This is a genomic window from Streptococcus pseudopneumoniae ATCC BAA-960 = CCUG 49455 (assembly GCF_002087075.1).
Lineage (GTDB): Bacteria > Bacillota > Bacilli > Lactobacillales > Streptococcaceae > Streptococcus > Streptococcus pseudopneumoniae.
Genome location: NZ_MWSM01000031.1, coordinates 47,617 through 59,446, shown reverse-complemented (window position 1 = coordinate 59,446; position 11,830 = coordinate 47,617). Strand labels below are relative to the sequence as shown.

Genomic DNA, 11,830 nt, shown 5'->3' with positions numbered 1-11,830 from the left:
TTAAGTGATAAAGTCGGGAAGAAACTTGACCTTCTTCTAGGGCTTTACGCAAAGCTTCTTCATCAGTCGTTTGAAAAATCAAACCACGCTCTTTTAGCTCATCAAAAATGTGCATGTGTCTTTTCTCCTTTTTAAAATTATTGTTTCTAACTATTGTATCACAAACTTGGGCAATAGCCTAGCAGAATAGGGAAGAAAGTGGCTATTTTATTGAAAGTTTCCCTTTTATGGTATAATAGATAGAGTGAGGAAATCCATGCAAAATCAATTAAATGAATTAAAACGAAAAATGCTGGAATTTTTCCAGCAAAAACAAAAAAATAAAAAATCAGCTAGACCTGGCAAGAAAGGTTCAAGTACCAAAAAATCTAAAACCTTAGATAAGTCAGCCATTTTTCCAGCTATTTTACTGAGTATAAAAGCCTTATTTAACTTACTCTTTGTACTCGGTTTTCTAGGAGGAATGTTGGGAGCTGGGATTGCTTTGGGATACGGAGTGGCCTTATTTGACAAGGTTCGGGTGCCTCAGACAGAAGAATTGGTACATCAGGTCAAGGACATCTCTTCTATTTCAGAGATTACCTATGCGGATGGGACGGTAATTGCTTCCATAGAGAGTGATTTGTTGCGCACTTCTATCTCATCTGAGCAAATTTCGGAAAATCTGAAGAAGGCTATCATTGCGACGGAAGACGAACACTTTAAAGAACATAAGGGTGTAGTACCCAAGGCGGTGATTCGTGCGACCTTGGGGAAATTTGTAGGTTTGGGTTCCTCTAGTGGGGGTTCAACCTTGACCCAGCAACTGATTAAACAGCAGGTGGTTGGGGATGCGCCGACCTTGGCTCGTAAGGCGACAGAGATTGTGGATGCTCTTGCCTTGGAACGCGCCATGAATAAAGATGAGATTTTAACGACCTATCTCAATGTGGCTCCCTTTGGCCGAAATAATAAGGGGCAGAATATTGCAGGAGCTCAGCAGGCGGCTGAGGGGATTTTCGGTGTCGATGCCAGTCAGTTGACTGTTCCTCAAGCAGCATTTTTAGCAGGACTTCCACAGAGTCCCATTACTTACTCTCCTTATGAAAATACTGGGGAGTTGAAGAGTGATGAAGACCTAGAAATTGGCTTAAGACGGGCTAAGGCAGTTCTTTACAGTATGTATCGTACAGGTGCCTTAAGCAAGGACGAGTATTCTCAGTACAAGGATTATGACCTTAAACAGGACTTTTTACCATCGGGCACGGTCACAGGAATTTCACGAGACTATTTATACTTTACAACTTTGGCAGAAGCTCAAGAACGTATGTATGACTATCTAGCTCAGAGAGACAATGTCTCCACTAAGGAATTGAAAAATGAGGCAACTCAGAAGTTTTATCGTGATTTGGCAGCCAAGGAAATTGAAAATGGTGGTTATAAGATTACTACTACCATAGACCAGAAAATTCATTCTGCCATGCAAAATGCGGTTGCTGACTATGGCTATCTTTTAGACGATGGAACAGGTCGTGTAGAAGTAGGAAATGTCTTGATGGACAACCAAACAGGTGCTATTCTAGGCTTTGTAGGTGGTCGCAATTATCAAGAAAATCAAAATAATCATGCCTTTGATACTAAGCGCTCACCAGCTTCTACTACCAAGCCTTTGCTGGCCTACGGTATTGCTATTGACCAGGGCTTGATGGGAAGCGAAACGATTCTATCTAACTATCCAACAAACTTTGCCAATGGCAATCCGATTATGTATGCTAATAGCAAGGGAACAGGAATGATGACCTTGGGAGAAGCTCTGAACTATTCATGGAATATCCCGGCTTACTGGACCTACCGTATGCTCCGTGAAAAGGGTGTGGATGTCAAAGGTTATATGGAAAAGATGGGCTACGAGATTCCTGAGTACGATATTGAGAGCTTGCCAATGGGTGGTGGTATTGAAGTCACAGTTGCCCAGCATACCAATGGCTATCAGACCTTGGCTAATAATGGAGTTTATCATCAGAAGCATGTGATTTCAAAGATTGAAGCAGCAGATGGTAGAGTGGTGTATGAGTATCAGGACAAACCGGTTCAAGTCTATTCAAAAGCTACTGCGACAATTATGCAGAGCTTGTTGCGAGAAGTTCTATCCTCTCGTGTGACAACAACCTTCAAGACGAATCTGACTGCTTTAAATCCTACTCTGGCTAATGCAGATTGGATTGGGAAGACTGGTACAACCAACCAAGACGAAAATATGTGGCTTATGCTTTCGACACCTAGATTAACCCTAGGTGGCTGGATTGGGCATGATGATAATCATTCATTGTCACGTAGAGCAGGTTATTCTAATAACTCTAATTACATGGCTCATCTAGTAAATGCGATTCAGAAAGCCTCCCCAAGCATTTGGGGGAACGAGCGCTTTGCTTTAGATCCTAGTGTAGTGAAATCGGAAGTCTTGAAATCAACAGGTCAAAAACCAGGGAAGGTTTCTGTTGAAGGAAAAGAAGTAGAGGTCACAGGTTCGACTGTTACCAGCTATTGGGCTAATAAGTCAGGAGCGCCAGCGACAAGTTATCGCTTTGCTATTGGCGGAAGTGATGCGGATTATCAGAATGCTTGGTCTAGTATTGTGAGGAGTCTACCAACTCCATCAAGCTCCAGCAGTTCAAGTAGTAGTTCTAGCGATAGCAGTAACTCAAGTGCTACACGACCTTCTTCTTCAAGGGCGAGACGATAATTCTCTAAATGAAGTGGCGAATCAATGGATTGCCACTTTTTTCTTTTTTCCTTTCGTGTTACAATAAAGGTATGAATCAGTATCAGAAAAAGATTGTTAAAGGAACTATTTATTCGCTCCTATCCGGCTTAATCTGGGGAATCTGTGGAATTCTAGGAGAGTATTTCTTTACTCATTACCAGGTGTCTTCTGGCTGGATTACCTCTATGCGATTGACACTAGCAGGGAGTCTTGTACTCATTTGGTCTGCAATACAATTAAAATCGCAAGTGCTAGATATTTGGCGAGACAAGAAAAATTACCTACCCTTTTTGGCCTATGCTATTTTGGGGATTTTTTCAGTCCAGTATTTTTTCTATCTCTGTGTAGAATACTCAAATGCAGCGACAGCGACTATTTTACAGTTTATCAGTCCTGTCTTTATCCTCTTTTACAATCGCTTGGTTTATCAAAAACGAGCGTCAAAAAGTGCTATTTTCTATGTTTTGATTGCTATGCTGGGTGTTTGCTTGATGGCGACAAAGGGAGATCTCTCTCAGTTATCCATGACACCACTAGCCCTTGTGACGGGCTTACTGAGTGCTATGGGTGTTATGTTTAATGTTATCTTGCCCCAGCCTTTTGCGAAGCGCTATGGTTTTGTACCCACGGTTGGGTGGGGGATGATTTTGGCAGGTTTATTTAGCAATGTTCTCTCGCCAGTGCATCAGCTTTCCTTTACTCTTGATATTTGGAGTATCTTGATTTGTCTCATTATCGCTTTCTTTGGGACGGCTTTTGCTTTTTTTATTTCCATGAAGGCGGTGTCCTTGGTTTCTCCTTTGGTGGTTTCCGTTATCAGTGCCAGTGAACCTCTCTCTTCTGCTCTCTTGAGTGTTTTGTTCTTAGGCCTGGTAGTGGATTGGTCACTCCTTCTAGCTATGGCCTTGATTATTTTACCCATGATATTTTTGTCTATAGAAGAAGCGAAAGAAAGTAGATAAAAAGTCTTTTCTTAATTCTAAAAGTGTGCTATACTAGAATAGTCAATAAAACACGGGGAGATAGTTGTGAAGAGTGTTTTTAGGTTGTATCGGTAGGGGTTTGCTTTTACCGACAGCACGTTTTATCTCACATCCCTAAAAAAATCATACCTAAAAACAGACAAAAAGGCTTCAAATTTGAGGCTTTTTTTGGTAGAATAGTTATCATTATAAAGAATGAGAGGTTTTTTTATGACTGCTACAAAAATGAATGCTCAAGAAATTATCCAATTTATCGCTAATGCTGAGAAGAAAACCAGTGTGAAAGTAACTTTTGAGGGACAACTCGCAACTGCTGTACCTAGCTCGGTTGTTAGACTAGGGAATGTTTTATTTGGAGACTGGAAGGACGTGGCTCCGCTTCTCAATGGTTTGGTAGAAAATCAAGACTATGTTGTTGAGCAAGATGCCCGCAATTCTGCAGTTCCTTTGCTAGATAAACGTGCTATCAACGCTCGTATCGAGCCAGGCGCTATTATCCGTGACCAGGTAGAAATTGGTGACAATGCTGTTATCATGATGGGAGCTGTTATCAATATCGGTGCTGAAATCGGTGCAGGAACCATGATTGACATGGGGGCTATCCTTGGTGGCCGTGCCATCGTTGGGAAAAATAGCCACGTTGGTGCAGGTGCAGTTTTAGCAGGTGTGATTGAGCCAGCTAGCGCAGAACCAGTCCGTGTTGGAGACAATGTTCTTATCGGTGCCAATGCAGTGGTTATCGAAGGAGTCCAAATCGGTAGTGGTTCAGTTGTCGCAGCAGGAGCTATCGTTACCCAAGATGTTCCAGAAAATGTAGTAGTAGCAGGTGTTCCAGCTCGAATTATCAAAGAGATTGATGCCCAAACTCAACAAAAAACAGCGCTAGAGGATGCGCTTCGTACCTTGTAATTTGTAAAAGAAAAATAGAGGCGGGACCCTTTTTCCAGCCTCTTTCTGCTATATAGGAGGATAGATAGATGTTAGATTTGATTCAGACTAGACGAGATTTGCACCAGATTCCAGAGATTGGCTTGGAGGAGTTCAAGACTCATGCTTATTTGCTGGATGTGATTGAGAAATTGACTGCGGGCAAGGAGTTTGTTCAAGTTCGTACTTGGCGGACAGGTATTTTGGTTTACTTGCAGGGAAGTCAGCCAGAGCGTACTATTGGTTGGCGGACGGATATTGATGGTCTGCCTATCGTTGAACAAACAGGACTTCCTTTTGCTTCTCAGCATCAAGGTCGCATGCACGCTTGTGGTCATGATTTCCACATGACTATTGCCTTAGGCTGTCTCGAGCGCGCCCTTGAGGAACAACCTAAAAATAATCTACTCTTCCTATTTCAGCCTGCTGAAGAAAATGAAGCTGGTGGCATGCTCATGTATGAGGATGGCGCTTTTGGAGACTGGTTGCCAGACCAGTTTTATGGGCTTCATGTTCGACCAGATTTGAAGGTTGGTCAGATTGCGACCAATACTCATACACTCTTTGCAGGAACTTGCGAGGTGAAGATCCGTTTCAAAGGCAAAGGAGGACACGCAGCCTTTCCACATGAAGCTAATGACGCCTTGGTGGCAGCTAGTTACTTTGTGACCCAGGTGCAGTCAGTTGTCAGCCGCAATGTCAACCCAATCGAGGGAGCGGTGGTGACCTTTGGAGTTTTCCAAGCTGGAACAACCAACAATGTTATCACAGATACAGCCTTTTTGCATGGAACTATTCGGGCCTTGACTCAGGACATGAGTCTCTTGGTACAAAAGCGGGTCAAAACAGTTGCAGAAGGAGTTGCAGCTGCCTTTGATATGGAAGTCGAAGTGGAACTCAAACAAGGTGGATACCTACCTGTTGAGAACCATCCAGCCTTGGCGCGTGAACTAATGGACTTTTTTGAAGAGAAAGACGGAATTGAGTTGATTGATATCGAGCCTGCTATGACAGGCGAGGACTTTGGTTATCTCCTTTCAAAGGTTGATGGCGTGATGTTTTGGCTGGGTATCGATAGTCCCTACGCCCTTCATCACCCTCAGATGGCTCCTAAGGAAGAAGCATTAGCTATTGGGGTGGATGCGGTCTCTAGTTTCCTGAAAAAGAAGGCAGCAGAGTAGAGGGGTTGTCTATGAAATCGGAACTACGCAAGCAAGTCTTGCAAGAAATGAAGGCTATATCTCAAGAGCAAAAACAGGCTATAGAGCAAGCTTTAACCGAGCGGCTTTTACACCATCCCTTCTACCAAGAAGCCAAGGTCATCGCAACCTATCTCTCTTTTCCGCACGAATTTCAAACGCAGGGATTGATTGAGCAGGCGCTGAGGGACGGCAAGAAGGTTCTGATACCCAAAACCTATTCCAAGGGGCGCATGGACTTTGTGGTCTATGATCTGCAACAACTGGTCAAAACTTCCTTTGGCTTACTGGAACCACAGGGAAATTTGGAAGTGGTAGATGCCTCTCAGATTGATTTGATTCATGTCCCAGGGCTGGCTTTTACGATGGAAGGCTATCGGATTGGCTATGGCGGAGGTTATTATGACCGCTATCTGGAACAGTTTACTGGTCATACTTTGAGTACGGTTTATCATTATCAAGTTCAGGACTTTATCCCTGAAAACCATGATATTCCTGTTCAGGAGGTTTTGATTGATGAAGGAAATCTTTGATAGGCGTTACCCTGTGACGAGTTTCTTTCTTTTAGTGACGGCCGTGGTATTTCTACTAATGTTGGTAACTACAGGAGGAAACTTTGACAGGGCGGATACTCTATTTCGATTTGGAGCCATGTATGGGCCTGCCATTCGCCTCTTTCCCGAGCAAATTTGGCGTCTCTTTTCGGCTATTTTTGTTCATATTGGGTGGGAGCATTTCATTGTTAATATGCTTTCACTTTATTATCTTGGAAGGCAGGTAGAGGAGATTTTCGGTTCTAAGCAGTTTTTTTTTCTCTATCTTTTATCAGGAATGATGGGCAATCTCTTTGTTTTTGTATTTAGTCCCAAATCCTTAGCAGCAGGTGCATCCACCTCTCTTTATGGTCTATTTGCCGCGATTATCATTCTTCGCTATGCAACTCGTAATCCTTATATCCAACAGCTAGGACAGTCTTATCTGACACTTTTTGTGATTAACATTATTGGAAGTGTTCTGATTCCAGGAATCAGCCTAGCAGGCCATATCGGAGGTGCAGTTGGTGGTGCATTTCTAGCAATTATCTTTCCAGTTAGAGGAGAAAGACGGATGTATAGTGCTAGTCAGAGACTGGTAGCGTTAGTCTTGTTCGTAGGACTCGCAGTCTTACTTCTCTACAAGGGAATGGGATGAAAATTTGTGAAATGAAAAAAGATAAGGCATTTTTTGAACCTTATCTTTTTTTATTTTATACTCAATGAAAATCAAAGAGCAAACTAGGAAGCTAACCGCAGGCTATACTTGAGTACGGCAAGGTGAAGCTAACGTGGTTTGAAGAGATTTTCGAAGAGTATTATTCCTTCTCAGCCAATTCTTTTCCCAGTTGGATGAGGTAATCTTTTAAGTCATCTTTGACTTGTGGATGTTTGAGGGCGTAGTCAATAGATGTTTTCATAAATCCAAACTTATCCCCAACGTCGTAACGAGCTCCTGTAAATTCACGGGCAAAAACACGCTGTGTTTTATTGAGCGTATCAATAGCATCAGTAAGTTGGATTTCATTTCCAGCACCAGGAGCTTGCTTTTCGAGGATATCAAAAATCTCAGGTGTGAGTAGATAGCGACCGATGATTGCAAAATCACTTGGTGCATCTTCGGTCGCTGGTTTTTCAACAAAAGTTTCAACGCTATAGAGTCCGTTGATTCCTTCACCTTGAGGAGCAATGACTCCATATGATGAAACGTCTTCGTGTGGTACGGGCATGACAGCAATGGTTGATGCGTGTGTCTTTTCGTAATCCTTCATCAGTTGTTTTGTCAAAGGAACGGCGTTCTCATCTGTGATGTCCATAAGGTCATCACCCAGCATAACAACGAAGGGCTCATTCCCTACAAAAGCTTTGGCTTGTAGGACAGCATCTCCAAGACCACGAGGGTGAGTTTGGCGGATGAAATGGAGGCGCATACCAGTTGCTTCATCTACCAATTTTAACAGATCTGTTTTACCTTTCTCTTTGAGGTTGTACTCAAGCTCAAAATTTGAATCAAAGTGGTCCTCAATAGAACGTTTTGACTTACCAGTGACAACCAGAATATCTTCAATACCTGATTTGAGAGCCTCTTCCACGATAAACTGGATAGTTGGTTTGTCTACAATTGGCAACATTTCTTTGGCAAGGGCCTTGGTTGCTGGTAAAAATCGAGTTCCTAGTCCAGCGGCAGGAATGACTGCTTTTCTAACTTTCAGTGCCATAAGAATCCTTTCTCTAGAGGGTTAAGACCACTCATTTTCTGCTTTAAATTCATTGTTCATGATGTCATAAATGGCATCTTTGATATTGGTTCCGTGGTAGATAACTTGGTAAATGGCTTGTGTAATGGGCATATAGACTCCAAGTTCTTGCGCTAGTTCATAGGCTGCTCGGGTCGTTGAAATTCCTTCAATCACCATGCCCATATTGGCTTCGATATCAGCTAGAGATTCTCCACGACCAAGGGCATCTCCAGCTCTCCAGTTACGAGAGTGGATGGAGGTTCCCGTTACGATCAAGTCTCCTACACCAGACAAGCCACTATAGGTCAATGGACTAGCCCCGAGTGCCACCCCTAGGCGGGTAATTTCTGCCAAGCCTCGAGCGATGATGGCTGCCTTGGCATTGTCACCAAATCCCAAACCATGTAAAGCTCCGGCACCGACAGCGATAATATTTTTAAGAGCACCAGCGGTTTCGACCCCGATAACATCCGTATTGGTATAAAGTCGGAAGTAGTGATTACTAAATAGCTCCTGAACGTATTGAGCTGTGTGTAAATCTTTAGAAGCAGCAGTGATTAAAGTCAGGTCACGCACAATGGTCTCTTCTGCATGACTAGGACCTGAAACAACGACAATATCACTGCGGAGATGTTCAGGAATTTCTTCTTCAAGGATGGTTGATAATCGTTTATGGCTATCAGGTTCTAATCCCTTTGATGCGTGCATGATGATAACCTTATGGTCCAAGGTTTGTGCAACTTGTTGGGCAACAAGTCGTGTCACTTTTGTTGGGACAACAAACAAAATCGCATCCACATCTCTCAGTGCCTCTGCTAAGTCGGTGTAGGCAATGATATTTTCATCTAGAACGACATCTTTAAAGTAGTGCTTGTTAGTATGATAGGTATTAATTTCATTGATTTGTTCGGGAAGATTTCCCCAAATACGTACCTCGTGTCCATTGTCATTTAAGACTTGTGAAAGGGCAGTTCCCCAGGAACCAGGCCCCAAGACGGCGACGGTTTGTTTTTTCATGATTTCCTCCTTAATAGAGTCCTTTCTCTTATTCTATCATATTCTAGAGGATTTTGCACTTGCATTGCTGGGAAGTGGTGTCTTTGTGACTTCAAAAATACACAAAAACCGGGGCTAGTATTAAACTCTCAGTCTTTAGTTAAAGTGAGAAGAAATCTGATAGATAGTTTGATTCAGTATATGCTTATAATAGAGGTAAACAACTCAGGAGGTTCTTGTAGCTTGCGAGAGTTTGGCGAAAAAATTAAAAGATTACGTTTGGCTAAAAAAATCAGTAGTTCAGAATTTTGTGGCGATGAGTCTGAATGAAGTATCCGTCAATTAATTAGAATTGAAAATGGAGAATCCAGACCAACACTAACAAAGTTAAAATATATCGCTGAACGTTTGGGGGTTGAAGATTACAAGTTGATGCCAAGTTATATAGAGTTGGATAAGGAATACCTAGAATTGAAGTATTTCTTGATGAGGACTCCTACATACGAAGATGAAACTATCGCCCAAAAGAAAGAGAGTGTTTTTGATAAGATTTTTGAAGAGTATTATGATAGGCTACCTGAGGAAGAAAGATTTATCATCCCAAATTATTCATATCTGGCACTAACGAACTACACAGTTCAAAAATCACCAGAAAAGCTAGTTAAACTACTGTCCTTCTGGTGATTTTGCTTAATTTCTGATGTTCGAGACATAATTGAGGAGATTTGTCTTGATTTTTTCCTAAAAAAGGGTAGACTCCTCCCTTGGTTTGATGCTCGATTTTTAAAATAAGGTGACTTATTCTGTTAGGCATGTTTTCCCCTGCCCTCTAGCTCTATATGGAACAGGGAGTATCAGATTTATCTGGCAGATTGTATCAAATAAGGCTTGAAATTGTTTTGAATAGGCGTATAGACTTGAGAATTTGAGAATATGTCGTCTAGCAGTAGAGACATATTTTCCGGCAATATGAAGGAAGAGAGGTCGAAAACGCTTGATAGTCAAGGCCTTTACTTCATCACCAGCTAGCTGCTTTAAAAAGAGGTAGAGATTATAAGCCAGACAGCCCATCATCATACGTACTTCATTCTTAATCATGGTCGAACTATCTGTCTTATCCCCAAAGAATCCTGCTTTCCTTTCTTTGATAAAGTTTTCAGCATTCCCTCGTTCACGATAGAATTGAAACAGCTCCTCACTATCTACACTGCTTAAATTGGTCAAATGAACTTTTTTACAACCATAAAAAAGAGCACTTAATCGTACTCTTCTCTTTTAAGGATTAGTTGAATTAATTCAAATCCACTAGTTCTCCTGTTTCTAGGTAGACTAGGCGTTCACAAATGTTAGCAATGTAATCAGCGAAGCGTTCCAGATGCCCTATGATATAAAGGTATTGTGTTCCATTGGGAATTGAGGTTTCTTGGTCTTTCATAAGTCCAATGATTTCCTTTGATAAGGCATAATAATATTGGTCAATCTGTTCATCTTTTTGAGCAATACTAATAGCTTTTGAGGCTTGGTGCAAAGGAAAGGCAACCAATAAATCGGATAGCATGCTGAGGGATAATTTACCCATTTGGTGTAACTGTTCTTCGTCAGGGGCTAGTTGATTTTCTTTTAGTTGCAAAACAGCTTTAGCAATGCCTGCCATATGGTCTCCCATACGTTCAAGGTCTGAACAAGAAGACATGATGCTAATCACAAATCGAAGGTCAGACACTTGTGGCTGCTGCAAGGCCAACAAACGGGCACAGGTCAATTCGATAGCGCTTTGACCTTGGTTGATAGCATGATCCTTATTGATAATTAGCTCTGCCATCTCCTTGTCTTTGGAGGCTAAGGCCAGTAAGGCTTTTGAAGCTGTTTCAAGGACAAGTTGCCCTAGTCCTAAAAAGGATTGTTCTAATTCATGCAATTCTAAGTCAAATTGATTTCTCATAGGTTTTTCCTTCCTTATCCGAACCGTCCTGAAATATAGTCTTCTGTGCGCTGATCTTTTGGATTGGTAAACACGTCAACGGTGTCTCCAAATTCGCAAATTTCTCCTGTTAAGAAAAAAGCAGTTTTATCTGAAATACGTGAAGCTTGTTGCATGTTATGGGTAACAATGATAATCGTATAATCCTTTTTTAGTTGCTGAATGAGGTCTTCAATTTTTAAAGTGGAGATAGGGTCTAAGGCTGAAGTCGGCTCATCCATTAACAGAATATCAGGTTCTACTGCTAAAGCTCGCGCAATGCAAAGGCGTTGCTGCTGACCGCCTGATAAGGACATGGCACTCTTTTTAAGATTATCTTTGACTTCGTCCCAAATGGCTGCCCCTTTTAAAGATTTTTCCACTAAGGCATCTAATTGTTTTTTGTCTCGAATACCATGTGTCCTTGGGCCATAAGCCACGTTATCATAGATAGACATGGCAAAGGGATTAGGCTGTTGAAAAACCATCCCTACACGCTTACGTAGCTGATTAAGGTTGAATTTGCTACTATAAATATCTTGCTCATCTAAGAGGACTTGGCCTTCAATATGGCAAGAAGGAACCAAATCGTTCATCCGATTAAGGGTTTTTAGAAAAGTTGATTTACCACAACCAGATGGGCCTATCAAGGCAGTAATCTGTCTTTCTGGTAATTGAATCGAAATATTTTTTAAGGCTTGAAAGTCCCCGTAAAATAAGTCTAGGTGTCTGACTGAAAATGTTCCCATA

The 11,830-nt window shown here is 41.8% G+C and carries 11 protein-coding genes and 1 pseudogene; 7 read left to right on the top strand and 5 right to left on the bottom strand.

The window, feature by feature from the left end:
- Positions 1–256: 256 nt before the first annotated feature.
- The 6 genes from pbp1b to B4W83_RS07775 all read left to right on the top strand — a co-directional run bounded on the left by pbp1b (position 257) and on the right by B4W83_RS07775 (position 7,043).
- Positions 257–2,722, top strand: coding sequence for a penicillin-binding protein PBP1B (gene pbp1b, locus B4W83_RS07800; RefSeq protein WP_001180957.1), 2,466 nt, complete (start codon positions 257–259; stop codon positions 2,720–2,722).
- 71 nt (positions 2,723–2,793) lie between these two features.
- Entirely contained in the window at positions 2,794–3,705 is a 912-nt protein-coding gene (locus tag B4W83_RS07795; RefSeq protein ID WP_007285066.1) for a DMT family transporter, read from the top strand.
- A gap of 231 nt (positions 3,706–3,936) precedes the next feature.
- Positions 3,937–4,635 carry a 2,3,4,5-tetrahydropyridine-2,6-dicarboxylate N-acetyltransferase gene (dapD, locus tag B4W83_RS07790; RefSeq protein WP_000127477.1) on the top strand — a complete coding sequence of 233 codons (699 nt, stop codon included), beginning with the start codon at positions 3,937–3,939 and terminating at the stop codon, positions 4,633–4,635.
- 68 nt (positions 4,636–4,703) lie between these two features.
- The gene (locus B4W83_RS07785) at positions 4,704–5,834 is read left to right on the top strand and encodes an N-acetyldiaminopimelate deacetylase (RefSeq protein WP_000885081.1); all 1,131 of its coding nucleotides are present in this window, start codon (positions 4,704–4,706) and stop codon (positions 5,832–5,834) included.
- A gap of 11 nt (positions 5,835–5,845) precedes the next feature.
- Positions 5,846–6,385, top strand: a complete 540-nt coding sequence (locus B4W83_RS07780; protein WP_000834335.1) for a 5-formyltetrahydrofolate cyclo-ligase — start codon at positions 5,846–5,848, stop codon at positions 6,383–6,385.
- Positions 6,369–7,043 carry a rhomboid family intramembrane serine protease gene (locus tag B4W83_RS07775; RefSeq protein WP_000658506.1) on the top strand — a complete coding sequence of 225 codons (675 nt, stop codon included), beginning with the start codon at positions 6,369–6,371 and terminating at the stop codon, positions 7,041–7,043. The genes B4W83_RS07780 and B4W83_RS07775 overlap by 17 nt, the downstream gene beginning before the upstream one ends.
- Positions 7,044–7,203: 160 nt before the next feature.
- Here B4W83_RS07775 and galU read toward each other — a convergent pair whose 3' ends face one another.
- Together galU and B4W83_RS07765 are read right to left on the bottom strand one after the other, a co-directional pair.
- Complete coding sequence (galU, locus tag B4W83_RS07770) at positions 7,204–8,103, bottom strand: UTP--glucose-1-phosphate uridylyltransferase GalU (RefSeq protein WP_001185619.1); 900 nt, start codon at positions 8,101–8,103, stop codon at positions 7,204–7,206.
- A gap of 21 nt (positions 8,104–8,124) precedes the next feature.
- Positions 8,125–9,141, bottom strand: coding sequence for an NAD(P)H-dependent glycerol-3-phosphate dehydrogenase (locus tag B4W83_RS07765; protein ID WP_000745045.1), 1,017 nt, complete (start codon positions 9,139–9,141; stop codon positions 8,125–8,127).
- Between the two features lie 411 nt (positions 9,142–9,552).
- Here B4W83_RS07765 and B4W83_RS13445 point away from each other — a divergent pair, with 411 nt between their 5' ends.
- Entirely contained in the window at positions 9,553–9,804 is a 252-nt protein-coding gene (locus B4W83_RS13445) for a hypothetical protein (RefSeq protein ID WP_007284768.1), read from the top strand.
- 114 nt (positions 9,805–9,918) lie between these two features.
- Here B4W83_RS13445 and B4W83_RS07750 read toward each other — a convergent pair.
- From B4W83_RS07750 to pstB, 3 genes and pseudogenes are all read right to left on the bottom strand, one after another.
- Positions 9,919–10,371: pseudogene (locus tag B4W83_RS07750) on the bottom strand (transposase); the annotation flags it as partial.
- Between the two features lie 40 nt (positions 10,372–10,411).
- A complete protein-coding gene (gene phoU / locus B4W83_RS07745) occupies positions 10,412–11,062 on the bottom strand; it encodes a phosphate signaling complex protein PhoU (RefSeq protein ID WP_001245782.1) in 651 nt (216 codons plus the stop codon).
- 14 nt (positions 11,063–11,076) lie between these two features.
- A complete protein-coding gene (gene pstB, locus B4W83_RS07740) occupies positions 11,077–11,829 on the bottom strand; it encodes a phosphate ABC transporter ATP-binding protein PstB (RefSeq protein WP_000536446.1) in 753 nt (250 codons plus the stop codon).
- Between the last annotated feature and the right edge of the window lies 1 nt (position 11,830).

Coding starts and splice junctions, on each gene's coding strand:
- pbp1b (WP_001180957.1), top strand. CDS start 257: ATGCAAAATCAATTAAATGAATTAAAACGAAAAATGCTGGAATTTTTC.
- B4W83_RS07795 (WP_007285066.1), top strand. CDS start 2,794: ATGAATCAGTATCAGAAAAAGATTGTTAAAGGAACTATTTATTCGCTC.
- dapD (WP_000127477.1), top strand. CDS start 3,937: ATGACTGCTACAAAAATGAATGCTCAAGAAATTATCCAATTTATCGCT.
- B4W83_RS07785 (WP_000885081.1), top strand. CDS start 4,704: ATGTTAGATTTGATTCAGACTAGACGAGATTTGCACCAGATTCCAGAG.
- B4W83_RS07780 (WP_000834335.1), top strand. CDS start 5,846: ATGAAATCGGAACTACGCAAGCAAGTCTTGCAAGAAATGAAGGCTATA.
- B4W83_RS07775 (WP_000658506.1), top strand. CDS start 6,369: ATGAAGGAAATCTTTGATAGGCGTTACCCTGTGACGAGTTTCTTTCTT.
- galU (WP_001185619.1), bottom strand. CDS start 8,103: ATGGCACTGAAAGTTAGAAAAGCAGTCATTCCTGCCGCTGGACTAGGA.
- B4W83_RS07765 (WP_000745045.1), bottom strand. CDS start 9,141: ATGAAAAAACAAACCGTCGCCGTCTTGGGGCCTGGTTCCTGGGGAACT.
- B4W83_RS13445 (WP_007284768.1), top strand. CDS start 9,553: ATGCCAAGTTATATAGAGTTGGATAAGGAATACCTAGAATTGAAGTAT.
- phoU (WP_001245782.1), bottom strand. CDS start 11,062: ATGAGAAATCAATTTGACTTAGAATTGCATGAATTAGAACAATCCTTT.
- pstB (WP_000536446.1), bottom strand. CDS start 11,829: ATGGGAACATTTTCAGTCAGACACCTAGACTTATTTTACGGGGACTTT.